The organism is Acinetobacter sp. UBA3461, from assembly GCF_002381195.1.
Taxonomy (GTDB): domain Bacteria; phylum Pseudomonadota; class Gammaproteobacteria; order Pseudomonadales; family Moraxellaceae; genus Acinetobacter; species Acinetobacter schindleri.
On sequence record NZ_DFRO01000045.1, the window covers coordinates 129,986 to 155,200 of the forward strand.

Genomic DNA, 25,215 nt, shown 5'->3' on the forward strand with positions numbered 1-25,215 from the left:
GGAGACGGCTGATTGAGATTACTGTTCAGCGACTTCGCTGATGTCAAATACCTGACGCAGATACGCAAGGAAGGTATCATTGTCGGTCATGGTTTTTCCTGGACTGTCAGAAATTTTCGCGACTGACTGACGGTTACATTCCACCAGTTTCAGCACGATATTCAGCGGTGTCTGCCCCATGTCATTGGTCAAATTCGTTCCGATCCCGAAGCTGACCTGGAAGCGATCTTTGAAGTACTGATGCAGTTTCCAGGCTTTTTCCAGATTCAGGCCATCACTGAAAGTCAGCATCTTGGTTTTGCTGTCTATTTTCAGTTTTTTATAGTGGGCATAGGCTTTATCGCCCCATTCGTAAGGATCGCCACTGTCATGACGCAGGCCATCAAACAGCTTGGCAAAATACAGGTCGAAATCACGTAAGAAGGCATCCATCCCGACCACATCAGTCAGGGCAATTCCCAGATCACCACGATATTCCTGCACCCAGGTTTCAAGTGCTGCTTTCTGGAAATCACGCAGGCGTACATCCAGTGCCTGGAAAGCTTGCAGAAATTCATGCGCCATCGTACCAATTGGCGTAATACCCAATTCTTTGGCTAATAGTACATTACTGGTTCCACGGAAGACTTGTGGCGCTGCCTTATTAAATTCTTCCACCACATGCTTTTGCCACTCGAAGCTGTAACGGCGGCGGGTACCAAAATCAGATACCAGAAATGGCGGATCATTTGAATCCTGCGAAGCATCGTACTGTTTCAGTAGTTGCATTTTGGCCTGCAGCCGACGTTTACCTTCTATCAGCACTTCTGGGGTACGGATCCGGCTGAAATACAGTTCGTTGACAATCGCCAGGACAAAGATTTCAAACATCATGGCCTGAACCATTGGGCCTTCAACGGTAATGTCTAAACGACCTTCACTGTCGATGGTCGCCTTGATAAAGCGGCGTTTGAGCTGGAACAGCTCCAGATAATCCACAAAATCACTTTTGATAAAACGCAAGCTGCGTAAATACTGCAGTTCATCTTCTTTAAATTTCAGCTGGCAGAGCAGATCAAGCTGATGGTTCAGATCATCCAGGATATCCGTGAGTGGATAAACCGTATCTTCAAGATTACGGCAACGGAAATGATAAAGACTGTGCGTTTGCGGAAACTTGTGTAATACCACTTGTAACATGGTGAATTTGTACAAGTCAGTATCAAGCAGGGATTGGATGATTGGCGCCATAACTTAGGAAATATCGCTGTGCTTATCTTTGCATTAAAGCATAAAAAGCCCTGCAATATTGCAGCAATTACATACAGCCAGGAGAAATATAGACCAAAGTACTGCTGTAAATAACAGCCTATTTGTCTGCTTTTGCTTTAAGTTTTTCTGCTTCCTGAATGATTTTTTGTAGCTTTTTTTCCTGGCCAATCACTTTAGCAAATTCAGCCGTGGTTTTTTGTCCGGCCTTTTTGGCTTGGGCATCACAATCCACCTGACGCAGCTGCTTGGCAATGGCAAATTCCATTTTGAATAAGGCACCCATTAAAGCCGTGTTGCCGCGGTTGTCTCGGGCACAACGGTCTGCACCATGTTTCAGCAAGGTTGTAACAATACTCTGGTGACCATAATAGGTCGCCATCATCAACGGGGTATAACCGTCTTTATTGCGCACATCGACCGGAAAGTCATGTTTTAAAAATTCGTTGATGACTTCGCTATTGCCAATTTTGGCGGCAGCGAAGAACAGGTCGACTAATTCCTGTTGTGAGGTCATCTGAACGCTTGTCGCAGTTTTTGCAGGGGAGACATTCTTCGCTTCAGCAGCAGTTGCGAATGCGGAACTGAAGGCAAGAATACTGGCTAAAAATGCTTCTGGCATAACTTTCATGATGAACTCCAACAGAAATCAAAAAGAAAATTTCAGTCACTCAGGATTCAATTCACCTGAGATGAGATAGAAACGGAGTGCCTGTAAAACTCCCCCTAGGGTGCAGGAAAGGTTTGGAGTTTTACAGGACTTTTCGGAGGTGATGCGCTATGCCCTAGTCACCAGTTCCTCAAGACCAATCGGGATTAGTCTTTTAATTTTGCAGCTTTGGCTTTAACCGTCGCCAGGTTACCGTTCACCGCTTTGGTCATACGGGTACCGTAGTCTGCATCTGCTTTATAGAAATAAGACAACATGATGTGCTTGGTTTCTGAATCTTTGACATTGCCCAGGTCAGCAGCAAGGTTCATGATCAGGTCATCTTTCTCTTTAGCTGTGTATGAGCGGTAAAGTTCACCAGCCTGCTTGAAGTTCTGCTCTTTCACGCCAATTTGCTGTACATGACCAGATAATGGTGTTTGTACCGCACGTGCTTTTTCAGTGGCAGCTTTTGGCTCTTTACGGCTTGGCTCATAGTTCACGTCCGAGTCACGCTCAGAGACATTCATGTAGCCATCCTGGTTGTTGTTATTCACATTTACCACTGGACGGTTGACCGGAATCTGCTGGTGGTTTGCACCCAGACGGTACATTTGTGTATCTGAGTAAGAGAAGATTCGACCTTGTAGCAGACGGTCTTCTGATGGCTCGATACCTGGAACCAGGTTACCTGGCGCAAATGCCGACTGTTCAGTCTCGTTGAAGAAGTTCTTCGGCATACGGTTCAGGGTCAAGGTACCGACTTTAGTTTCTGGAACCAGCTCAGTTGGCCAGATTTTAGTTGGATCTAGCGGATCGAAATCAAACTTGCCCAGGTCTTTAGGATCAATCACCTGAATATACAGATCCCATTTCGGGAAGTTACCTGCATAGATGTTGTTATAAAGATCATTGGTCAAATGGTTGAAATCTTTACCTTGCTGCTCAGCCGCTTCTTTCACGTTCAAGCCCTTCACGCCTTGTTTAGAACGGAAGTTGAATTTCACGTACTTGTATTCGCCTTTGTCGTTATACAGTTTGTAAGCGTGAACACCAAAACCGTCCTGTTCGCGGTAGCTGGTTGGAACACCTTGCTTGCCGTATACATAGGTCAGCATGTTGGTTGCCCATGGCTGGCTCGACAAGAAATCAAACACACGGTTGGCATCTTGTACGTTAGTCACCGGGCTTGGCTTCATGGCATGAATGAAGTCTGGGAATTTGATCGCATCACGGATAAAGAAGACTGGTGTCTGGTTACCGACCAAGTCCCAGTTACCTTCTTGTGTGTAGAACTTCACTGCGAAACCGTGCGGGTCACGTAAAGTCTCTGGTGAACCTTTACCATGAATTACGGTAGAGAAGCGTAAGAAAACTGGAGTTTTAGTACCGGCTTTGAACAATGAAGCAAGGGTCAGATCAGACAGGTCTTTGGTTGCAACGAATTCACCATATGCCCCTGTACCACGCGCATGTACCACACGCTCAGGAATACGCTCACGACCAAAACGTTGTAATTTTTGAACTAATTGTACATCTTGAAGTAAAACGGAACCTTTTGGACCAGCAGTGATCGAGTTCTGGTTATCCCCCACTGGCGCGCCGTTATCTTTAGTTAATGGGGCAGCTTGTGCGGCTGTGACAGTTGCAAGCATTGCAACCAGTAATGAACGCTTAAACATTTCTAAATCTCTCAATTTATTACCTTTCCTGCATGGGCTAAGATACTCGAGATTAAAAAATAGATAAAACAGATAATTTTTATAAATTCAATCGTGTTTTTAGATTTTTTAAAATATTATCAAATATAGTCAATAGATTAGAATACATTTTAAGCAGAGCTAATCTGCAGACTTGCTGCGGTTCTTGTACAATGCACATAATTTTCAGTTTTTGAGTCAAATATGCGCGCATTATTACAGCGAGTGCTAGAAGCCAAAGTCGTTGTTGAGGGTGAAACAACCGGAGAAATTCAGCACGGTATCTTGGTCTTTTTAGGGATTGGTAAGGAAGATACCTTAGAAAAAGGCCAGAAGCTGATTGATAAAATTCTGAAATACCGTTTCTTTGATGATGAACAGGGAAAAATGGGCTGGAACGTTGCCCAGGCGGGCGGTGGTTTATTGCTGGTTTCACAGTTTACCCTGATGGCCCAAACCCAAAAAGGTTTACGTCCTGACTTCGGTCCGGCCATGCCACCGGCTGAAGCAAAAGACTTGTATGAACAGCTAGTTGAATATGCACAAAGCCAGTTCGATCATGTACAAACTGGTATTTTTGCCGCCGATATGAAAGTTCATCTGGTCAATGATGGACCTGTAACGTTTAATCTGGAAGTTGAATAATAAGCTCTCAGATACTTTTTTCTCGAAGTTTTTTCTTTATAAATTATTCTTTTAGATCAGTCTTTATTACTTTGGTTTTGCCTGAATGAGAAGTGGAGCTTCGCAAGGGAGGCATCTTGCGAAGCAATGCTCCTCACCGCAAAACTCGTCAGGTCTGATCAATGAATATATGTCTCGCAGAAACAATCTCTTTTAGCTCTAGTCTTGCCTGAAACAATTGCGGATGATATTTCATGTGTCCAATATTTTCTAAGCTCGAAAAAAATGCTAACCAATTATTTAATTGACTAGCATTCCAGATCTTTTAAAAAATTTAAATCTTATTTACCAGTTTTCTCTTTAATGAACTGACGTACCAGCTTCACTTTTTCTTTTACCGGTTTTGGCAATTTTGGTGGAAGCATTTTCGCCACTTGGTTAAACCAGACCAACAAACCGAAGTCACCTTCCATTTTGATAGTGCCGTTTTGCATGCCGGTCATAAATGCGGTTGGGTCACCTTTCATCAAAGTTTTAACACCCTGCTCGCTGTCTGCAAACTGCAATACAAAATCTGCCGGCTCAGCATTACCTGATACAGTATCAATATCGCCGTTATTGACAATAATCTGGCGCGCCAGACCTTCATCTGTACCGATCTGAATACGGAACTGACGCTCATGGACCAATTCAATAAATTTCGGACTGGTACGTGCCAACTGCTTCATACGCAAAGCCAAGCCTGCAACCAGTAAATCAAGCGGGTCGGTACTGAGATCGACCAAAGGAAGTTTCAGGACAGGAATTGACGACAGTTTCATGAGTTATGCCTATTGTAATTGTACGAAAATTGATAGCTATCCTAGCATAAATTACAAGGAGGTTAAGCATGCAGTTTGTAGATGATCGTTAACAAAAAATGCACCCGAAGGTGCATTTGTTTTTATTGTTTTTAATAGCGCAATTATCGGCTGGATAACTGCTGCTGGTCATCTTCATAAACAGGTGTATGTTCGATGCAGCGGCGCTTGGCCAGTGCGCGCTCGGCACGACGATCTTCACGTAGCAACAATAGAGTTACTATGACCATCACGCTCGATAACGCCGCTAAATAACCATAGGTCATTGGCAGTTCAAATAGTGTCTGTGTTCCCAGGCGAATGACTTCAATCAGCCCCCAGGTAAACATTCCAGCCACCATAAAACTTAACCAGCGACGATACGGCGAGAAGAACACAACAAGTACAGCAGCGGCTACCAGACTAAAGCCCACAATTGTTGCTAAATTCGCTGTTACCATAAAATCCCCTCCGTCCAACCCCAGATCATGCAAGTAATGCAGCGGTTCTCATGGTTGAATGTCGTAAAATCCACTTCGTGGAATATATTGATTTGTCTATCTATGCCAGCATTATGATGAGTTTTTTGACTAAAAAAAGTCCTTTATTTCTGTTCAACGACATATTCTGTCGCGATATTATTTTGTCATTACATTTTTTATTTTTAGAGTTTTTCCGAAACATTTGCCCCATCGATGCTGGCGTGTCATTACAAAATAAACGCCGTTTTTCTGGACTGAAAAAATTATTTTTCCGTTTAAGATGATCGGTATATTTCTATATAGTTCCCTCTACTACTCTTCAGCGCGTGATCAATCAGCATAAAAAAAACGCGGCCATTTGACCGCGTTTCTATCTTAAAAATCGCTAATCTCAGGCACGGCTGAGGTCTTTGTCATGTACACCAAGCAGGTACAGTACGCCATCCAGACCGACACTAGAAATCGCCTGATTGGCATTCTGACGGACCAGTGGCTTGGCACGGAATGCCACGCCTAAACCGGCAATCGATAGCATTGGTAGGTCATTGGCACCATCACCCACGGCAATTGCCTGTTCCAGGGAAATACCCATCTCTTCAGCAATCGTCATTAACAGATGCGCCTTACGCGCACCATCAACAATATGACCTTTGACTTCACCTGTCACAATCCCATCCTCAACATCGAGGACATTGGCATGGACCTCATCAATGCCTAGCTTGGCTTGCAGATGCTCAGCAAAGTACTGGAAGCCGCCAGAAAGAATTGCGGTGCGATAACCCAGTGCTTTCAAGGTAGAGATCAGACGTTCTGCACCTTCAGTAATGGTCAGACGTTCTGCGATCTTCGGCAGCACAGATGCATCCATGCCTTTTAGTAGTGCTACACGTGCACGGAAGCTTTGCTGGAAGTCTAACTCGCCCTGCATGGCACGTTCGGTGATTTCAGCCACCTGTGCACCGACACCTGCTTCAATTGCCAGCTCGTCAATCACTTCCTGCTCGATCAGGGTCGAGTCCATATCAAAGCAGACTAGACGACGGTTACGGCGATAAACATTGTCTTCCTGAACTGCAACATCGACATTCAGTGCCGTAGACAGGCTTAGGCAGGCTGTACGCATTGCTGCGGCATCCAGCATCTGACCTTTCAGGCTGAACTGTACACAGGCACGTTTTGGTCCAGCCTCCGTATCATCATCGTCCAGTACCGGACGACCGGAGAGTCGGGTTACAGTTTCAATATTAAAGCCTTGACTGGACACGATCTGGGTCACGGCTTGCAAGTGGGAAGCCTTTAATTCCGGGGCCAATGCGGTCACGATATAACGGGTCTGACCGCCTTCTTTGACCCATTGATTGTATTCTGTGACAGAGATCGGTTTAAAGCGCACTGTTAACCCGATATCATGTGCTAGAATCAGGATTTCCTTCATGGCTAATGCGGTAGCGGTCTGGTCGTCCGAAGATACAACAATACCTAAGGTCAACTGGTTATGAATAACCGCTTGTCCAACATCCAGGATCTGTAAGGAATGAGCGGACAAAACCTGCATTAATCGTGTAAATTGATTAGGCTGGTCGGGTCCTAAGAATGATATAAGAATGATTTCTCGCATGAATTGACTCGGGTCTGAGCTACAACTATTGTTAGAATCATAATCGAATTTGAATAGAATTGCCTTGGAAGTTTACGTTGAATGCGCCTAGACAAGGGCTATTTGCTAGCCTACTGATTATAAGTTTTGCCCTTCATACCTTCTTACTGGTATTGGCAACCACTCACCAGCTGAATGAAAACCGTGCCAGCCAAGGTCAGCTCATGACCAGTCAACTGGTGACAGACAGCCTAGCTGAGCTGGATCCAGCCAATCGTGTTTCATTGGCTTTACTGGCAAATCGTTATTCCACTAACCCAAGTGTTGCCTCAATTCGCATCCTGGATGCAAATGCTCAGGTTTTAGCCACTGGTGGTCTGACGAAAACCCGAGATGGTGAGGTTTTTGTCCGCGAAGCATTACTTAACGAGAAAAAAGTCGGTTCAGTTGAGATTACTTTGATTGAGCCAAGTATCGGTGAAATTCTGCGTACCCAGTGGACAGCGATTTTATTCTCTTTCATTCTGCATAGTTTATTATGGTTAGCTTATCGCGCCATTGCCCGTCCAAGCCGCAGTGAATACCTGGCGCGCATCAATAATGAATCACGTCTGAAATTTGAAATTCAAACGCTGACTCAGGCACTGGAACAGGAAAAACACAATGCGGCTTTGGCAATTGCTCAGGCACAGCAAGCGGTTCACAATAAGCCAAAGGAAAAAGACAGCACGCCGGCTGTAGTCGAAAAAGATACCCTGTCGCTGAATATCCAGTTCTATGATCCCAAACAGCTGCTGGATTCGGTCAACAAGACTGTGTCTGTGCCTTATTTCAACTTGTGTCAGATCTTCCTAAATAAGGCCACTGAACTGTGCGTACAACATTATAAACTGAACAGTTCGGATGTCTGGACGGTACACAAGTTTGATGAAAAAGGTGCAACACTGAGTATTGCCGCAGACAAGCCCAATGCCCTCGCCTGCCTCACCCTGATCAGCTATGTCTTCCAGTTACTTTCTGAAGTGCTGTACAAACGCTATCGTGAAGATAAACGTTTTGTCTTGCAGACACGCAGCGCGATCGCTTCAAAAGTGGATGAAATGCAGCTGAATTCAACTCAAGCGGCTGAACGTCTGGCACAGCAACTGATAGCGCGTGAAAGTGCGGTACATGTCCCGAATTTCTTACTTAAATCTATTTCTGATCACTATGAACTGGTCAGCATGCCAAATCCAACCAATGTCCTGACCCGTCATGCTTTCGTGATGAATGGGATGGATGCCGAGATGGCAGAACTGGCGCAAAGCTTCCGAACCGATATCCTGAAATCGAAACAGTCCAAAGCCTCCTAATAAATTTTGAAGAGTAAAAAGCCCGATCTTAGCATCGGGCTTTTTTTATTCCTTGTTTCTGCTGGCATCAGTTCTGCTGATCCGTCTCAGCGGGTTTTCTAGCTGCCCAATAAGTAGCCAAGGCTGGTCCAGAAATATTGTGCCATAAGCTAAAAATGGCACTCGGTACGGCTGTGATGGGAGATGCAGCAAAATGGGTTGCAGCCAAAGCCACACCTAGCCCTGAGTTCTGCATCCCCACTTCAATCGACACCGCACGGCAGTCAATTTCAGCCAGTTTGAAGATTCTGCTAGCCCAATAACCAAGCAAATAACCCAGGCCATTGTGTAAGGCGACAATGCCTAAAATCATTAGTCCGGATTCCAGAATCTGAGTTTTACTGCCAGCAATAATTGCGGCGACAATTGCGACAATCGCAATCACCGAGATCAGTGGCATTACCTGGATATAAGCCTCAACTTTAGCCTTTAAAATGGCACGGATAATCAGGCCCAAAATAATCGGAAATAATACCACTTGCAGAATTGATACCAGCATTGACCAGGCATTGATCTCAATCCACTGACTGGCCAGCAGATAGAAAATAGCCGGGGTTAAAACAGGTGCCAGCAAAGTTGAAACCGAAGTACAGGCCACAGACAGGGCGGTATTGCCTTTGGCCATGTAGGTAATCACATTGGATGCAGTTCCACCCGGGCAGCAACCCACCAGGATTACCCCTATCGCAATTTCAGCCGGGAGCTGGAACAGCTGACATAGGAGAAAAGCCAGCCCTGGCATCACCATAAACTGGGCCACCACCCCAATTGCCACTGCTTTTGGACTCTGTAACACACTTTTAAAATCGCCTACTGTCATGGTCATGCCCATACCTAGCATGATCAGGCCCAACATCCAGGGAATATAGGCACGTAGCCAGACAAAAAGCTCCGGTAGTATCAGGGCAATAGCAGAAAACAGAATCACCCACAAAGCAAAGGTCTTTTGGACAAACTGGCTAAATTGAAGGAGTGCTGACATGGGGAAATCCGGGGGCATTTAAAAGGAAATCGAGGCATCGTTTGATGCCTCAAAATATATAAATATATCAACTCGTCTGAAAGCAGATCAGCTCAAAAATAATAAAGCCAGCGTTTAGGCCACATCGATTATATCTTTCAGATAAATCCTTTTTACTCCTTGAGCCAGCATATCCTGCCAGGCATGTTGCAGTGAACCATTTAGGTCAATGCCTTTAGTAGCATCCGCAATTACATAGGACTTAAAACCCAGTTTGCAGGCATCCATCGCTGTCCACGCCACACAGAAATCGGTGGCAATTCCAACAATAAATACCGTATCGATACCACGTTCTCGCAGATAACCTGCCAGACCGGTACTGGTTTTCCGGTCTGCTTCCATAAAAGCAGAGTAACTGTCGATATTTTGATGAAAGCCTTTGCGAATAATCAGCTGCGCTTGTGGCAGATCCAATTCTGGATGCAGTTCAGCATCCGCAGTGCCCTGCACACAGTGGCTTGGCCAGAGCACCTGAGGGCCATACTCTAGCTGGATCGTGTCATAGGTAACTTTGTCAGGATGATGAGCTGCAAAGGAAATGTGATTTTCTGGATGCCAGTCCTGGGTCAGTACAATATTACTAAAGTATTGTCCTAGTTGATTGATATTCGGAATAATCTGATCCGCACCTGCGACTGCCAGATTACCTCCCGGGGTAAATCCCTTCTGAACATCCACAACAATCAACGCGGCATTCTGCTGCATACGCTCTCATTCCTTGAAATCTTGATGATGCCCAAGCATAGCCTAAAAACCATGCTGTTTTTTAGTCCCGGTGACAAAAATAGAATGACTGCGCATTCTGACAAAAATCATATTCGGGCAATTCTTGGGCCAAATGGCGCACAAAACGTAAGTAGATTTTGGCTTTACCTGGCATTATGGTACGAAAGTAAAAATAAGCCAGTGTATGACGTCGTATATAGCCAATCAAAATATTCCGGCATTGCATCATTAGCTTAAAGACATTGATCTATAGATTGACATCATCATACGCGCTTGATCTTCAAAGCTGAGCTATGCCCGTCCAGAAAGAGTGTGTTTGAGTTTCAAGGAGATGAGGTAACTCAAGCTCAATTTCGTCCTGAATGATTCATAGCGTATAGTTTTGATGTGGTTGTAGGAAATGCGCAATACGTAGTTTTTGAGCCAAGCACTCTTTCTTATTTGTAATTATTTTTTAGTGTAATCATGACAAATGTGGCTGAATTTGAATAGCGACATAGGTTTTAAGACGTTCATTTATGTCGTTTGAATCATCCTTTGAGGCATAAAAAAACCCGCATCCTGCGGGTTTTTTTATTCAGTTTCGCTTATGCCACACTGTTCATTTTACGAACCAAGAACAACATGAATACTGCTGAGATAATAATACATGGGATCGCTGCTGAGATTACACCCGCCGCACCGAAGCCTGCAGTTAACAGACTACCTGCAATTGCTGGTCCAAGCATTGCACCAATACGGCCTACTGCTGATGCAACACCAACACCCGTACCACGAACTTCTGTTGGGTAAACAATACCACCGAAGGCATACAATACACCTTGACAGCCAATAACGAATGCACCCACTAGCGCTGATGCCATGTACATTTGTGTTAATGAACCTGCGGCGTTTAGCGCCAATAGACCTGCCAAGATACCGCCGTACATTAATAGAATGACGTATGCTTTCTTCCAGCGGTCAGTTAACACCCCTAGAATCACTGTACCTACAGTCGCACTTAGCATGAAGTAGAACTGAGCAGTAGCACCTTCTTTACGTGTGAAGCCAAGTTCTTGGAATAGAGATGGCAACCAGCTCAGCATGATGTATACCACCATCAATGTGAAGAAGTAGCTTACCCAGATGAACATGGTACGTAGCAGGTTTTGTGAGTTAAACAGGTCTTTAAACGCACCTTTAGGCGCAGCATCAGCAGGTGCATTTTCTGCTAGATCTTTCGCTTTTAAGTACTCTTTAGACTCAGGCAATAAGAACATCATCACTGGAATCACGATGATTGGTAATAATCCCCCGAGGTAAAAAATGTTTTTCCAGTTTGCACCAAATTCAGTCGCTGCAATCAGTGACAGAATTGCTGCACCGACTGGCATACCACAGTACATCAAGCCGACTGCACGACCACGATTTGCAGGTGTTACAGCTTCAGATGCAAGCGTAATTAAGATTGGCATTGCCGCCCCGAGACCCGCACCTGCCAAGAAACGTACAGCCAATAATGAGTTAAAGCTATTGACCCATACTGTACAAAGTGTGAATACAGCGAACACCGCTGTAGACCAGATCAAAACAGTCTTACGGCCAATACGGTCCGCAATACGACCACCGACCAGTGCACCAGGCAATAGGCCCAGAATCCCTGCACTGAAAAATACACCCAATTGTGAGCTATCGAGACCAAAATGCTCACGAATACCCGCTGCTGCAATACCTGCAGCCTGAATATCTAAGCCTTCAATCACTGCAATCAGAAAACAGATCGCGACCGTGACGATAGCATGCTTATTATCTGATTTTTCCATTGGATTATCCTTGTTCAATCAGCGTTCAAATAGAGCCGTCATCATCTATGAGACCGAAGTCGGATTTAACTACCAATAAGTTGAATGTTTTAGTGGGATATACAGATACAGGGATCGGTGCTGTTGTTTGAGATAGAATCCTTAGAAAGTCGCAAAAACAATTATTGTCATTGCCAGAAAATTCCTGTTTAAGGATTTAAGGCTTACAGATCAGCTAAAAAAATCCAACATTCAATAAATATCTAAAGATTCATTAATATCTAAAAAGAATTAGTACAGGGATTTCAATGCATTTTTAACCATGTCTATCCTTGTATTATTGATATGTTTTAGCTATTGGATAATCATTTATAAATCTTAAATAATCGCTTAACTATTTGAATTTTCAATGTAATAACTTACTTAAACAGTCATTTATATGACAATTTTATTTAAGTGTCCAATTATCCAGACCATGTGAAAATACTCTTCTCTTTTTATCGTTTTACAAGAAGCTTCATTCTTTTTATTGCTTGCTTGTTGTTACAGAGCTTTGTATAAAGAATTGAGTGGCTTTCAGCAAAGCATATTGTTCTTATGCTGCTGATCAGTCATAATTTGCATACGCAATATTCAATTCGGCGCAAATGCATTGAATTTGCTACAAATCAAAATACAAACCCATCCCAAATATGTTTTCTCATTCTCTTCGGATGGACAAATAGGATAGTTTTTTAAAATGACTCAGCAAGCACAGACCATTCAGGGTTCCATTGTCGCAATCGTCACCCCTATGTTTGAAGATGGCAGCGTAGATTGGAAGGGTCTCGAGAAGCTGGTTGAGTGGCACATTGCAGAGGGCACCAACAGTATTGTCGCGGTTGGTACAACAGGTGAAGCATCTACACTCAGCATGAGTGAACACACGCAAGTGATCAAAGAAATCATTCGTGTCGCGAACAAACGCATTCCAATCATCGCCGGCACAGGCGCAAACTCAACACGTGAAGCCATTGAGCTGACCCAGGAAGCCAAAGACCTGGGCGCAGATGCTGCACTTCTAGTCACTCCGTATTATAACAAGCCAACTCAAGAAGGCCTGTATCAGCACTATAAAGCGATTGCTGAAGCCGTAGATCTGCCGCAAATCCTGTACAACGTACCAGGTCGTACCGGTGTGGACATGTTAAACGAAACAGTGATTCGTCTGGCAGATATCCCGCAAATTGTCGGGATTAAAGATGCGACAGGTGATGTTGAACGCGGTGCTGCACTGATTGCTGGCTTACAAGGCAAAGACATGACCGTGTATTCTGGTGATGATGCAACGGCATATCAGCTGATGGCACATGGTGCAAAAGGGAACATTTCTGTAACTGCCAACATTGCACCAAAAGTCATGAGCGAAGTGTGTGCCGCTGCGATTAGCGGTGATGATGCTCACGCTGAAGCGCTTAACGCTCAGGTTGCAAATTTACACAATATTTTATTTTGCGAATCGAATCCAATTCCTGTGAAATGGGCACTCCATGACATGGGCCTCATCGGTACAGGTATTCGCCTGCCGTTAACACCACTTGCAGAACAATATCGCGCTCCGCTTCATGAAGCACTTGCTGCAGCGGGCGTCATTAAATAAGAGCACAATACTATGCAATTACGTTTAGGACTTATCCTTGCCCTTTCAGCATTCAGTTTAGCGGGTTGTAGTTCAATGGCCTTTAAAAATGGCACTTTGGATTACAAGGACACCACTACGCTAGAGCCTCTGCAATACCCTGAAGGTGCTATGGTTCGTCCTGCAACGCCATTGTATCCTGCTCCGACAGTAGATCCGCTTGCGATTGAACATGCACCAAAACTGGAAAATGAACGTGGCAACCGTTTTGCCCTGCCACGCCCTTCTGCTGAGCCAGTTCGTTCAACTCAAGCTGATGAAACTGTTACAGATATAACGGGAAAGCCGCAACTGGTGATGGATGGAAATCAAAATCCGTTGCTCAAAATTGATGGAAATGCTGCTACAATATGGCAATACACTCTTGCCACGCTCAGCAGCCTTAACCATTCCATCGCTGGTCAAAGCAAAGATCGTTACCAGGTAACGATTAAGGTCGATCAGCAGACCTATGTTTTAAGACTCTCTCCTGCAGGTTCGAGTAACACCCTGGCTGTGTTTAATCCTGATAACAGTTTTGCCGATCGCGAAAAAGCAGCAGAACTGTTAAACCAGATTTACCAAAATTGGCCAGCCTAGACATTTTCTAGGCATTTTTTTTTGTAGAAGGTTCCCTCATGTTAAAACAAACCTTGCTCTATACTGGTAAAGCGAAATCTGTCTATACCACAGACAGTGAAGACCACCTGATTTTAGTTTTTCGTGACGATGCGTCAGCATTCAATGGCGAAAAGATCGAACAACTGGATCGTAAAGGTAAGGTGAATAACCGTTTTAACGCCTTCATCATGGAAAAGCTGGCTGCTGCTGGTATTGAAACTCATTTTGAGAAGCTACTAACGCCAAACGAAGTATTGGTAAAAAAACTCAAAATGATTCCAGTAGAGTGTGTTGTACGTAACTATGCTGCGGGTTCTTTATGCCGTCGTCTTGGTGTTGAAGAAGGTAAAGAGTTAACACCTCCTACATTCGAATTGTTCTTTAAAGATGACGCCCTTGGCGATCCAATGGTGAACGAATCTCAAGCGATTGCTCTGGGTTGGGCAACTGCTGAACAACTGGCAAAAATGAAAGAACTGACTTACCAAGTGAACGAAGTGCTTAAAGCATTATTCGAAGCGGGTAATATGCTTCTGGTTGACTTCAAACTTGAATTCGGTGTGTTCCACGACCGTATCGTACTGGGTGATGAATTCTCTCCAGACGGTTGCCGTCTATGGGACAAAGATACCAAGAAAAAACTAGACAAAGACCGTTTCCGCCAAGGCCTGGGCGGTGTGGTTGAAGCGTATGAAGAAGTTGCTGCACGTTTAGGTATTGATTTAGACAATATCTGATCTGTTATCGACAGATTCAAAAAACCGGGCTGAATGGCTCGGTTTTTTATTTTTATGCTTTTGCAAATCATCAGTTTAAATATCATTTCCATGTCAGCACATGAAATTTTTCTTATTTTTAGGTAGCATTAACCCATCTGTCCATTTCGCCATCGGCCTAGGATGAGATCCCTCGACTTATCAGGAACATTACATGATGTATAAAATTGATGAACTTACCCGTCTGGGCCAAGGATGCTCAAAAATTGTTTTTCAGCACCCCGAGCAAGACGATAAGATTATCAAGATCATGAATCCGGATCGTGTAGATATTGATGGGGGCTGGAAAGGTCATGGCAAGATCAAGCGCCAGTTGTCTCAAGGGGCGTATAAACAGTTCCGCCGTGAGTTATTGCAATACCTGCAATTATGCAAGAACAACTATCAATATAACCAGTTTGAGTTCCCCGTTGAAACTCCGTATGGCTTTGTTCAGACCGATAAAGGTTTGGGGCTAGTCGTTGAAAAAATTATCAGCCCAAATGGCAGAGGAATTACCCTGCACGAGCTTTGTCGTGAAAAACAATTTACCGAGAAGCATGCACAGGCTTTGGATCTCTTCTTTGACCAGTGTTGTGACCTGCATATTGTCTATGGTGAAGTGAATATTGCCGGCATCATGTATACCGAACAGCGGCATAATAAACCTGAATTTGTTCTGGTCGATGGTATGGGTGAAAAACTGCTTATTCCATTACGTGCCATGAGCAAGCGTATTAATGCTAAAAATGTGCGTAAAGTTGAGGCTAAAATTAAAGCGCAGATGCAGAAGCTGCTCGAAGCTTAATTTACAATTTTTTGAGCTGAACCACTCAGTTATTTGATTTATTTCTCAAGCGGTTACCATCGTGTACTCCTTTCACCAAGGGTATAGGTGGGCTTTTTCGTGTATTTTATGTTACATTACGGTTAAAAATTCTCCCATTTATTTTATTCAGGTCTTCATGATGTATCAACTTAATGATCTTACCCTTCTAGGTAAAGGCGGTTATAAACTGGTTTATCAGCATCCGACTGATGAAAGTAAAGCCATTAAAGTGATGAACCCAAACCGCATCAATGATAACGGTGAATGGGCACATCTCGGCCGTTTTAAACGTGGGCATGCTCAAGGTGTATATAAGCAGTTTCGCCGTGAAGTATTGCAATACCTACAGCTGTGTAAAAATCATTATAAGCACAACATTTTTAGTTTCCCGATTGAAACACCCTATGGCTTTGTGGAAACAGATCAGGGCTTAGGGCTGGTTGTCGAGAAAATTATCAGTCCAAATGGCAACGGCATTACCCTGCACGAACTCTGCCGTACTGGCGAGTTTAATGACACACATGCCAAAGCACTGGATGAATTTTTTGATGCCTGCTGCGATCTGCATATTGTTTATGGGGAAGTGAATATTGCCGGCATCATGTACAGTGAAAAGCGCAGTGGTAAACCGGAGTTTGTCCTGGTTGATGGTATGGGAGATAAACTGTTTATCCCGCTACGTGCCATGAGTAAATCTCTGAATGCCAAGAATGTACGCAAAATTGAAGGTCGAATTCGCCATAAAATGGATGAATTGCTGCAATCTGCTCAGCAGAATCAAATCGAAAACCGGGCTGCCTAGCTCGGTTTTTTATTGCCTTCTACAATCATCGAAAAAATGAATTCTATTAATAAAAATAATCGGTTTTACATCTCTAATCAAAGCTCTTAAAATTATTTCTATAGCAGGCGAGGTCATGGTGTTAGAAGTTATTTTCGCCAGACTTGCCGACCAGAATTTTTTCTACCCTCTAGGATGTATCTCCCCCAAGGACATCCTATTTTCAGCCCGGTTCTCCCTGAACTGGGCTTTTTTTTTGCACACCGTTTTAAGTTTCTAAAAAAGTAATGGACTTGCGACTGAGTTCAGCTTGAGTTGATCGTACAGCTTTTGGCAGGAAAACCAATAAAAATAGACACCTAAAAAGATAAACCGTAGATATCCGTAGAAATTTTTATTGCTGCTGTTGCTGTTGTTGCCAGCGGCGTTGCTGTAAGCGTTCTCCTTCAACCTCACGTTTATTCCGTGCTGACTCATACAACCTGGTTCCTTTCAGTTCCGGCGGCATGTAATCCTGTAGTACAAAATGTTCTGGATAATTATGTGGATATAGATAGTCCACACCATAGCCCTGCTCTTTCATCAGCTTGGTCGGTGCATTACGTAAATGTAATGGTACGGGCAGATGAGAAGTTTTATCTGCCAGCTCCATGGCTTTATTGATGGCCAGATAGGTGCTATTGCTCTTGGCACTGGTGGCCAAATAAACTGCACATTGTCCTAAAATAATCCGGCATTCCGGCATTCCAACGACCTGAACAGAACGGAAGCATTCTCCCGCCAGTAACAATGCATTGGGATTGGAATTGCCAATATCTTCAGATGCTGCAATCAGCATACGGCGTGCAATAAAGACTGGATCTTCACCACCCTTTAACATCCGTGCCATCCAATATAGTGCTGCGTCCGGATCACTGCCACGAATCGATTTGATAAAGGCTGAGACCAGATCATAGTGCTGCTCACCAGACTTATCGTAGCGGGCAATATTTTGCTGCGCTACCTTTACCACCACCGCGTTGGTGATGATATTTTCCATATCCGGTTCAAAGGTGCTGGCAACCAGATCTAACAGATTAAGTGCTTTACGTGCATCTCCTGCTGCAAACTGGATCAGGGCATCGAATTCTTCAATTTGAATATGACGTTCTTGTAAGAAACGATCAGACTGAATCGCCTGAGTCAATAAAGTCTCAATTGCCTCGGTACTTAAAGCATTTAAACTATAAACCTGACAGCGTGACAACAAGGCACTGTTGACTTCAAAAGATGGGTTTTCGGTGGTGGCACCAATCAGGGTAATCTTGCCTTTTTCGACCGCATTTAACAAAGCATCCTGCTGAGACTTATTAAAACGGTGAATCTCGTCAATAAACACCACGGGGGTCAGCAGATCACCACCGTCCGCAATGACTTCACGAAGTTCTTTCACCCCGGTATTTAGTGCAGACAGACTGACAAAGGGCCGGTCCACTGCCTGTGCCAGTAAAAGTGCAATTGTGGTTTTGCCTACACCGGGTGGACCCCAGAAAATGATAGACGGTAAATGCCCCTGATCAATCATCTGACGTAAAGGTGCATTTTCACCGAGCAGGTGATCCTGTCCAATAATTTCCCTGAGGTCACGTGGCCTCAAACGTTCAGGAAGAGGGATATGGCTGTCTGACATTTTATAATGGGCTCACTTTTAATCTGTTTGCATTCTAGCATTAGCTGTTTTTAATTCCGAATATGAAGTTTGTCTAGCTTCTGTCTCTGTACCGACGTATGACAATATTTTTTATCATTTCAAGTGAATTAGACCTTGCATCTTCATACAAATTTGATCATATTCTTTTTAGATCAGCTAGCGCTGAATGAATGTTCTTTTATTCTAATAATAGATAAGTGGGTCCGGGGTTAGATCAAATAAAACCTCTGTATCGGTGAATACATGGAATTTGATAAGCAGAATTTGGACACTTTTGCCCGGTTTGAATCACCGGATTCATTACCGTCAGATACTTTCAGGTCGACCACTGGCCCAGAGCTGACATGTATCCAGGATTTTGCTGATGCCCTCCCTCAACCAATGTGGTTGCAGACTCGGGATGAGATTGAATATTTTAATACGGCCATGCAGGACTATCTCGGGATTGACCTGAATGAGTACGGTCGGGAATACTGGCAACAATTTATTCATCCTGATGATTTATCTAATTTTATTAGCGAATGGCATACTGCACTGAATAAACGTCAGAATGCAGAACTGCAATGCCGGATCCAGAAACTGGATCACGGTTATCGTATGTGTTTGCTGAACATGAAGTTTCATTATGAAACGGGTAGCCTGCTGCACTGGGCTATCACCCTGACCGATGTGCATGATTATTTTGAAATCCAGCAGCAACTCTCTCAGATCATTGCTACCCAGCAAAATATGCTGGATGCAAGCTTAGACTGCATAAAAATCATGACGCCTGATGGTAAATTGAGTCATGTAAACCGTTCTGGCCGACAGGCTTTGGGACTGTCCGAAACCGAACAGCATTTTGGTATGTCCTGGCTGAATCTGCTGCCTGCCGAGGTCCGTCCATCTGGCAGGCGTGCGCTAAAGCGTGCTGCCCAAGGCATGAATGCCCGTTTTTCTGGCACTAGCCAGCTACAGGGTCGAGCACCAGAGTATTGGGATAATTTACTCACTCCAATCGTGGATGAACACAATGTGACTCGACAGATTCTGTGTGTTTCACGTAATGTCAGCCAGCAAAAACAGGTGGAAACCCGGCTGAAAACAGTCACAGAAATTGATGAGCTGACTGGACTATATAATCGCGGCACTTTCTATAAACAGTTTAAACGCGTCCTGTTCAGAGCACGGCAACAACAGAGCCAAGCCGGGCTGCTCCTGATTGACCTAGACTATTTCAAGCATATCAATGACACCTTGGGGCATATTGCCGGTGACCATCTTTTACATGTCCTGGGGGAACGTTTCAAGAACAATCTTGGACCTGAAGCCATCGTCTCCCGTTTAGGGGGTGATGAATTTGCTGTCTTGGTCCAAAATCTTGAGCATGAATCACAGCTGTTAGAGGTGGCTAAAAAGGTCTGTCAGCAGATGGAAATACCGATCAGTTATGCCGGTAGAAGTATTAATAGTGGCATCAGTGTTGGTGGTGCCATTTATCCCCGTGATGCCATCAACAGTTCCAACTTATTAAAATGTGCCGATATCGCACTCAATGATCTGAAAAACAGTGGTCGCGGTGGCATCCGCATGTTCAGTCAGGAAATGTTTGAATCGCTGGACAAGATGACCCGTCAACTAATTTTGGCGCGTAAAATTATCAATTCAAACCAGATTATTCCTTACTATCAACCCAAGGTACGCCTGTCCGATGGTGCGGTGATTGGTTTTGAAGCACTGCTGCGCTGGAAAGATCAGCACCACCAGGTTCAGCTGCCATCCCGTATTTTCTGTGCTTTTCAGGACTATGAACTGGCCTCAAGAATCAGCGAAACCATGCAGCTGAAAGTCTTTGAAGATATGACCCAATGGCAGGAACAAGGCTTAGAAGTTCTGCCAATCTCGATCAACGCAGCGCCTGTCGAATTCCTACGTGACGATTATGCTGAAAAGTTATTAGAACGGCTGTCTCGCTTTGATATTTCGGCAGACAAGGTTGAACTGGAAATTACCGAACAAAGTCTGTCAGAACGGGGAGCTAATTATGTCATTCGTGCACTGAACTTGTTAAAACAGGCGGGCATTCATATTTCTTTAGATGATTTCGGTACCGGCCATTCTTCCCTGACCCGTTTACAGGAATATCCGGTGGACTGTATCAAAATTGACCGTAACTTTGTGGAACGCCTGAATACTGATCCCTCGGCACTAGCAATTGTCAAAGCCATTACCCAGATCGGGTCCAGTATTGAGCTTGATGTGCTGGTAGAAGGTATTGAAAATACTGAGCAACTTTCTACCCTGATCAATTGTGACTGCCAGATCGGACAAGGTTTTTATTTCTATCGGCCAATGGCGGGTAGTGCAGCACAGCAATTACTGCATAGCACTGTGTGTTAGAACGAAATTTCTAGCGCACCCAGCGCACAATATGATCTTCCATTTCGTCTTCATCGACTTCGAGCTCACTCAGACAGCGGCCTGCGGCTGACTTGCGCGCTTTAATGACACTTTCACGTGAACCGCTGATCAGGTAATGCCAAGACGGCAAGTGTTTTCCTTCAGCCACCCGGCGATAGGCACAACTGGCTGGTAACCAGTGAATAGCCGCCAATTTTTCAGGCGTGAGCTGAATACAGTCAGGCACGAATTGTAAACGGTTGGGATAATCTGAACAGCGCGCGGTCTGACAGTCAAGCAGTTTACAGGCAACGCGTGTATAGGTGACTTCCTGAGTATCTTCATCTTCAAATTTAATGAGACAGCAGAGCCCGCAGCCATCACACAATGCTTCCCACTCCTGAGGCTTCAGCTCGTTCAGGGTATAGTGTTTCCAGAATTCAGGACGCAAAGTATCAGTCATAACAGCAGGCAGAGATGAGACAGGAGCAATCTATTATAGCAGCCCTGCACAAAATAAACGTACTGTAAGCATCTGATAACTATACTCACACGATTACTAACTATTAGACAGATTATCAACAAAAGGTTAACAGTTTGAAGAGCTTATTGTCCCTATACTAATTTTGAGAATAAAAACACATGGAGATTCAAAGATGTTTCGTTGGGCTATTATATTCGCTGTTATTGCATTGATTGCCAGTTTACTGGGTTTTGGTGGAGTAGCCGGTCTGTCTAAGGATTTCGCGATTATTCTGTTGGTAATTGCGGTTATTCTTGCAATTGTTGGTTTCTTGTCCCGCGGTAAGGTCTAGAGTAACGGATCTTGTCCTGATTCAAGACCATCTACCGATGGAATAAGAAGTAAAAAATAAGAGCCTCATGGCTCTTATTTTTTTGCATGAATTTTATGGTTTCAGATGTCGTGGTCGGAAACCGGTCAATACCAATGCGAGCAAATAAACTGTGACTCCGACAATGCACAGCCCGATGACTTCAGCCACACGGATCCATTGCGATACCTCACCATTATACCAGGTCAATGCATATGCCAGCGCTGCGATCATGGCAAAGTTGGCAAAACCAAACTGCAACATGAGCTTTTTCCAGTGGCCACCAAAGCGGAAAATATCACGCTTGTGCAGATAGAAATATAGCATTCCGGCATTGACCAAAGCTGAACCTGAAGAAGCTAAAGCCAATGCCATGTGTTCTGCATGCCAGTCGATCAGCTTGAAGAATCCAATAAAAATGACGTTCAGAATCGCGTTAGCCGCTACTGCAATTAAACCGACACGTACCGGTGTTTTGGTATCTTGCTGGGCATAAAAACCTGGTGCAAAAACTTTAATCAACATGAATGAAATCACGCCAGCACTCATACACTGGAGCGCCATTGCTGTCATCTGGGTATCTTCCAGATCAAACTGACCACGCTGGAACAGTGCCTGAATGATCGGCGTAGAAAGCATGAACAGTGCAATACTGGCCGGTAGGCCGACCATTACAATCACTTTCGCCGCCCAGTCGATCATGCTACGGAATTTCACCTGATCCTGTTCGGCATGACGTGCCGATAAAGATGGCAGAATCACGGTACCAATTGCCACGCCAATCAAGCCCAATGGCAACTCCGTCATACGTTCAGCACTATAAAGCCAGGATACCGAACCATCCTGCATAAAGGATGCCCAGATCGTATTCAGCAACAGGTTGATCTGCGTCACTGAAACACCAAACAGGGCTGGCAGCATCAGTTTCATGATGCGGTCTACGCCTTCATGCTTGAAGTCGATTTTGGGTGGAATCAGCAGTTTCTTGCGCCACAGTTCCGGAATCTGAATCGCCAGTTGCAAAGCACCCGCAATCAATACTGCCCAACCCAATGCCATGATCGGTTCGGCCATATACGGGGTAAGCCACAAGGCGCCGGCAATCATTGCCACATTCAAAAGCACAGGTGCAAAAGCGGGTGTAGTGAATGAACCGTAGCTGTTCAGGATACTGCTGGCAAAAGCCGTCAATGACATGAACAGCAGATAAGGAATGGTCAGGCGGAACATGTCCGATGCCAATGCGAACTTCTCTGGATCTGCATGGAAGCCAGGTGCATAGACATAAATAATGGCGGGTGCAGCCACCATGGCCACGAAGGTCAGCAGGCTCATGACGGTAGACAGACAGCCAAATACCCTACTAATCAGGATCTGTACCTCGGCATGCGTCCGTGTGGTTTTATATTCGGTCAATACCGGAATAAAAGCCTGTGAAAAAGCTCCTTCCGCAAACAGACGCCGGAAGAAATTGGGAATACGGAATGCGACCACGAAGGTATCGAAGTCCTTGCCTGCACCAAAGACATTGAGCAGTACAATATCCCGGACCAGACCCAGTACCCGTGACAACATGGTCATCGCACTGACAATGACGGTCGAACGCCACAGCGCCATACTGTTCACCTAATGTTTAAATTTTGCCTATTGTAATGAAACTTCTGGCAGAAGTTCATTGCTTTATCACATTCCTATTCAGGTATTGATGTATTTTTATAATGATGTAATTGTTCACGGAATGCGACCCAGTTGAAATGTAGGCCTGGATCAGTTTTACGTCCCGAAGCAATATCAGAATGTCCGGCAATGTGTTGCTGGATTTTTGGATAATGGGCTTGCAGACAGGCAGTCACCTGTACCAGTGCATCGTACTGTGCCTGTTCAAAGGGAAGGTCATCGCTGCCTTCAAGCTCAATCCCGATAGAATAATCATTGCATTCTTTCTTAGCGAGATAGGTCGAACGACCCGCATGCCAGGCCCGGTCATTAAAATTGACAAACTGCAGCACTTCCCCGCTACGCAGAATCAACAGATGGGTGGACACTTGCATGCCCTGAATGGTCTGAAAATAAGGATGTACTGACCAATCCAGCTGATTCTGGAAAAACTGCTCAATATAACCACCGCCAAATTGCGAGGGCGGCAGGCTGATGTTATGCACCACGATCAGTTGAATCTCGGTATTTTCCGGACGCTGGTTAAAGTTGGGTGAGGGAATCTGGCGTGCACCGATGAGTTGTCCATCCTTCACATGAAACGCAGGTGCTTGTTGCATAAAAACTTTCCTATCCCCAATCAAAATGACTGCTGCGCAATGTAGCTGGCTTAATGCTAAAACTTTCGTATCCAAATCTCAATTCAGCTGTGATGACTGTACGAAAAATCGCTCATTTTTATGTAACAGTGCTAATATAACGCGCAATTTTCACGGCTTACAAAAGATACGGAAATACTCATGAGCATATCTCAAGCTTTGCTAGAACAGTCGATTCAGATCAATATTCAACAGGCGCTGGCTGAAGACATTGGTGATGGTGACATTACTGCCCTGCTAACACCTGAAGATGAACAGGCGACTGCCACCATTATCAGTCGTGAGAATATGGTGCTGGCTGGGCAACCTTGGGTGAATGCTTTGATTCAAGCCTACGATCCAAAAATTGAAGTGATCTGGCTGAAGAATGACGGTGACCGTGTCGGAGCAAATGAAGCCTTCCTGAAACTGGCAGGTTCTGCGCGTAGCCTGCTCACGGTAGAACGTCCGGCATTGAATTTTGTCCAAACCCTGTCTGCAGTCGCGACCAAAACAGCAAGCTATGTCAAACAATTAGAAGGTTTAAATACCAAACTATTAGACACCCGTAAAACCATTCCCGGCCTGCGTATTGCACAGAAATATGCCGTAGCGATTGGGGGTGGTCAGAATCATCGTCTGGGGCTGTTCGATGCCTTTTTAATTAAAGAAAATCACATTATGGCAGCCGGTGGGATTGAACAGGCCATTGCCAAGGCACATCAGATAGCACCAGGTAAACCGGTAGAAGTCGAAGTAGAAACCTGGGATGAGTTAAATCAGGCACTTGAAGCCAAGGCAGATATCGTGATGCTGGATAATTTTAGCCAGCAGCAAATGATTGATGCGGTGAAGCATGTAGCAGGTCGTTGCAAACTGGAAGCTTCGGGCAATATTACGATTGAGAATTTACGTGAAGTGGCTAGTACAGGTGTAGATTATATTTCGATGGGCGTTCTGACCAAGGATGTGAAAGCAATTGATTTATCCATGCGTTTTAATGCCTAGATCTTGCTGAATACGCGTTAGAAGAAGGGTGCGAAGCACCCTTTTTTTATTTTTAGATTTTTTTGCGCAGTTTTTGCACAAAAAATAATAAAGATGAATGAAGTGACACTGGGGGTATGATGACTAATTGGTATTTTGTCCTGCTGGTGCAGAAGCACCATCCCGATCTGCATCACGGGAATTATTATCACAGGCAGTCAGACCAAGAACGGTACAGACTGAAAGTGCCATGAATAATATTTTCATACGTTGACCCTCTATAGTTGAGTAGATTGAAAATCATCTCTCGAAACACAGCGATACAGTAGAT

At 44.5% G+C, this 25,215-nt stretch carries 24 protein-coding genes; 10 read left to right on the forward strand and 14 right to left on the reverse strand.

Annotated elements, in window-relative coordinates:
• Positions 1-18: 18 nt before the first annotated feature.
• The 3 genes from pncB to B3D47_RS13175 all read right to left on the reverse strand — a co-directional run bounded on the left by pncB (position 19) and on the right by B3D47_RS13175 (position 3,579).
• The gene (pncB, locus tag B3D47_RS13165; protein WP_253170334.1) at positions 19-1,230 is read right to left on the reverse strand and encodes a nicotinate phosphoribosyltransferase; all 1,212 of its coding nucleotides are present in this window, start codon (positions 1,228-1,230) and stop codon (positions 19-21) included.
• A 118-nt stretch (positions 1,231-1,348) separates the two neighbouring features.
• The gene (locus tag B3D47_RS13170; RefSeq protein ID WP_286862411.1) at positions 1,349-1,879 is read right to left on the reverse strand and encodes an ankyrin repeat domain-containing protein; all 531 of its coding nucleotides are present in this window, start codon (positions 1,877-1,879) and stop codon (positions 1,349-1,351) included.
• 185 nt (positions 1,880-2,064) lie between these two features.
• The gene (locus B3D47_RS13175) at positions 2,065-3,579 is read right to left on the reverse strand and encodes a catalase (protein ID WP_286862413.1); all 1,515 of its coding nucleotides are present in this window, start codon (positions 3,577-3,579) and stop codon (positions 2,065-2,067) included.
• 222 nt (positions 3,580-3,801) lie between these two features.
• Here B3D47_RS13175 and dtd point away from each other — a divergent pair, with 222 nt between their 5' ends.
• Positions 3,802-4,242 (forward strand): D-aminoacyl-tRNA deacylase, encoded by a 441-nt coding sequence (gene dtd / locus B3D47_RS13180; RefSeq protein ID WP_163167620.1) that lies wholly within the window; start codon positions 3,802-3,804, stop codon positions 4,240-4,242.
• Between the two features lie 320 nt (positions 4,243-4,562).
• Here dtd and B3D47_RS13185 read toward each other — a convergent pair whose 3' ends face one another.
• From B3D47_RS13185 to serB, 3 genes are all read right to left on the reverse strand, one after another.
• The gene (locus B3D47_RS13185; RefSeq protein WP_004813874.1) at positions 4,563-5,042 is read right to left on the reverse strand and encodes a hypothetical protein; all 480 of its coding nucleotides are present in this window, start codon (positions 5,040-5,042) and stop codon (positions 4,563-4,565) included.
• 143 nt (positions 5,043-5,185) lie between these two features.
• Entirely contained in the window at positions 5,186-5,521 is a 336-nt protein-coding gene (gene aciT / locus B3D47_RS13190) for a ciprofloxacin tolerance protein AciT (protein WP_004890907.1), read from the reverse strand.
• A gap of 412 nt (positions 5,522-5,933) precedes the next feature.
• Positions 5,934-7,160 carry a phosphoserine phosphatase SerB gene (gene serB, locus B3D47_RS13195; RefSeq protein WP_004890910.1) on the reverse strand — a complete coding sequence of 409 codons (1,227 nt, stop codon included), beginning with the start codon at positions 7,158-7,160 and terminating at the stop codon, positions 5,934-5,936.
• A gap of 77 nt (positions 7,161-7,237) precedes the next feature.
• Here serB and B3D47_RS13200 point away from each other — a divergent pair, with 77 nt between their 5' ends.
• Positions 7,238-8,491 carry a hypothetical protein gene (locus tag B3D47_RS13200; RefSeq protein WP_004890913.1) on the forward strand — a complete coding sequence of 418 codons (1,254 nt, stop codon included), beginning with the start codon at positions 7,238-7,240 and terminating at the stop codon, positions 8,489-8,491.
• Positions 8,492-8,558: 67 nt separating this feature from the next.
• On the opposite strand, the gene B3D47_RS13205 is transcribed toward B3D47_RS13200, so the two are convergent.
• The 3 genes from B3D47_RS13205 to mhpT all read right to left on the reverse strand — a co-directional run bounded on the left by B3D47_RS13205 (position 8,559) and on the right by mhpT (position 12,079).
• Positions 8,559-9,512, reverse strand: a complete 954-nt coding sequence (locus B3D47_RS13205) for a bile acid:sodium symporter family protein (RefSeq protein ID WP_253170338.1) — start codon at positions 9,510-9,512, stop codon at positions 8,559-8,561.
• 114 nt (positions 9,513-9,626) lie between these two features.
• Positions 9,627-10,256 carry a bifunctional nicotinamidase/pyrazinamidase gene (gene pncA / locus B3D47_RS13210; protein WP_286862418.1) on the reverse strand — a complete coding sequence of 210 codons (630 nt, stop codon included), beginning with the start codon at positions 10,254-10,256 and terminating at the stop codon, positions 9,627-9,629.
• A gap of 608 nt (positions 10,257-10,864) precedes the next feature.
• On the reverse strand, positions 10,865-12,079 hold the full coding sequence (gene mhpT, locus B3D47_RS13215) for a 3-(3-hydroxy-phenyl)propionate transporter MhpT (RefSeq protein ID WP_163172565.1): 1,215 nt from the start codon (positions 12,077-12,079) through the stop codon (positions 10,865-10,867).
• A 718-nt stretch (positions 12,080-12,797) separates the two neighbouring features.
• On the opposite strand from mhpT, the gene dapA reads away from it, so the two are divergent.
• From dapA to B3D47_RS13240, 5 genes are all read left to right on the forward strand, one after another.
• Complete coding sequence (gene dapA, locus B3D47_RS13220) at positions 12,798-13,697, forward strand: 4-hydroxy-tetrahydrodipicolinate synthase (RefSeq protein ID WP_278364647.1); 900 nt, start codon at positions 12,798-12,800, stop codon at positions 13,695-13,697.
• A 12-nt stretch (positions 13,698-13,709) separates the two neighbouring features.
• A complete protein-coding gene (locus tag B3D47_RS13225; RefSeq protein ID WP_286862421.1) occupies positions 13,710-14,315 on the forward strand; it encodes a lipoprotein-34 precursor (NlpB) in 606 nt (201 codons plus the stop codon).
• Positions 14,316-14,353: 38 nt separating this feature from the next.
• Positions 14,354-15,073 (forward strand): phosphoribosylaminoimidazolesuccinocarboxamide synthase, encoded by a 720-nt coding sequence (gene purC / locus B3D47_RS13230; RefSeq protein ID WP_005220503.1) that lies wholly within the window; start codon positions 14,354-14,356, stop codon positions 15,071-15,073.
• A gap of 193 nt (positions 15,074-15,266) precedes the next feature.
• Entirely contained in the window at positions 15,267-15,899 is a 633-nt protein-coding gene (locus tag B3D47_RS13235; protein WP_048882133.1) for a YrbL family protein, read from the forward strand.
• A 157-nt stretch (positions 15,900-16,056) separates the two neighbouring features.
• A complete protein-coding gene (locus B3D47_RS13240; protein WP_163167631.1) occupies positions 16,057-16,722 on the forward strand; it encodes a YrbL family protein in 666 nt (221 codons plus the stop codon).
• Between the two features lie 373 nt (positions 16,723-17,095).
• Here the strand turns inward: B3D47_RS13240 and B3D47_RS13245 are convergent, their stop codons facing one another.
• A complete protein-coding gene (locus tag B3D47_RS13245; RefSeq protein ID WP_180185299.1) occupies positions 17,096-18,370 on the reverse strand; it encodes a replication-associated recombination protein A in 1,275 nt (424 codons plus the stop codon).
• A 264-nt stretch (positions 18,371-18,634) separates the two neighbouring features.
• On the opposite strand from B3D47_RS13245, the gene B3D47_RS13250 reads away from it, so the two are divergent.
• Positions 18,635-20,770, forward strand: a complete 2,136-nt coding sequence (locus B3D47_RS13250; RefSeq protein WP_286862423.1) for a putative bifunctional diguanylate cyclase/phosphodiesterase — start codon at positions 18,635-18,637, stop codon at positions 20,768-20,770.
• A gap of 10 nt (positions 20,771-20,780) precedes the next feature.
• On the opposite strand, the gene B3D47_RS13255 is transcribed toward B3D47_RS13250, so the two are convergent.
• Positions 20,781-21,233: a YcgN family cysteine cluster protein gene (locus tag B3D47_RS13255; RefSeq protein ID WP_005220481.1), complete on the reverse strand. Its 453-nt coding sequence runs from the start codon at positions 21,231-21,233 to the stop codon at positions 20,781-20,783.
• Positions 21,234-21,426: 193 nt separating this feature from the next.
• On the opposite strand from B3D47_RS13255, the gene B3D47_RS13260 reads away from it, so the two are divergent.
• Complete coding sequence (locus B3D47_RS13260; RefSeq protein WP_004647174.1) at positions 21,427-21,585, forward strand: DUF1328 domain-containing protein; 159 nt, start codon at positions 21,427-21,429, stop codon at positions 21,583-21,585.
• A 93-nt stretch (positions 21,586-21,678) separates the two neighbouring features.
• Here the strand turns inward: B3D47_RS13260 and murJ are convergent, their stop codons facing one another.
• Both murJ and ampD read right to left on the reverse strand, forming a co-directional pair.
• The gene (gene murJ / locus B3D47_RS13265; RefSeq protein ID WP_171063854.1) at positions 21,679-23,229 is read right to left on the reverse strand and encodes a murein biosynthesis integral membrane protein MurJ; all 1,551 of its coding nucleotides are present in this window, start codon (positions 23,227-23,229) and stop codon (positions 21,679-21,681) included.
• Positions 23,230-23,294: 65 nt separating this feature from the next.
• Positions 23,295-23,879, reverse strand: coding sequence for a 1,6-anhydro-N-acetylmuramyl-L-alanine amidase AmpD (gene ampD, locus B3D47_RS13270; protein WP_286862427.1), 585 nt, complete (start codon positions 23,877-23,879; stop codon positions 23,295-23,297).
• A gap of 180 nt (positions 23,880-24,059) precedes the next feature.
• Here ampD and nadC point away from each other — a divergent pair, with 180 nt between their 5' ends.
• Positions 24,060-24,905, forward strand: coding sequence for a carboxylating nicotinate-nucleotide diphosphorylase (gene nadC / locus B3D47_RS13275; protein ID WP_286862429.1), 846 nt, complete (start codon positions 24,060-24,062; stop codon positions 24,903-24,905).
• A 123-nt stretch (positions 24,906-25,028) separates the two neighbouring features.
• Here the strand turns inward: nadC and B3D47_RS13280 are convergent, their stop codons facing one another.
• Positions 25,029-25,151 carry a hypothetical protein gene (locus B3D47_RS13280; protein ID WP_004813902.1) on the reverse strand — a complete coding sequence of 41 codons (123 nt, stop codon included), beginning with the start codon at positions 25,149-25,151 and terminating at the stop codon, positions 25,029-25,031.
• Between the last annotated feature and the right edge of the window lie 64 nt (positions 25,152-25,215).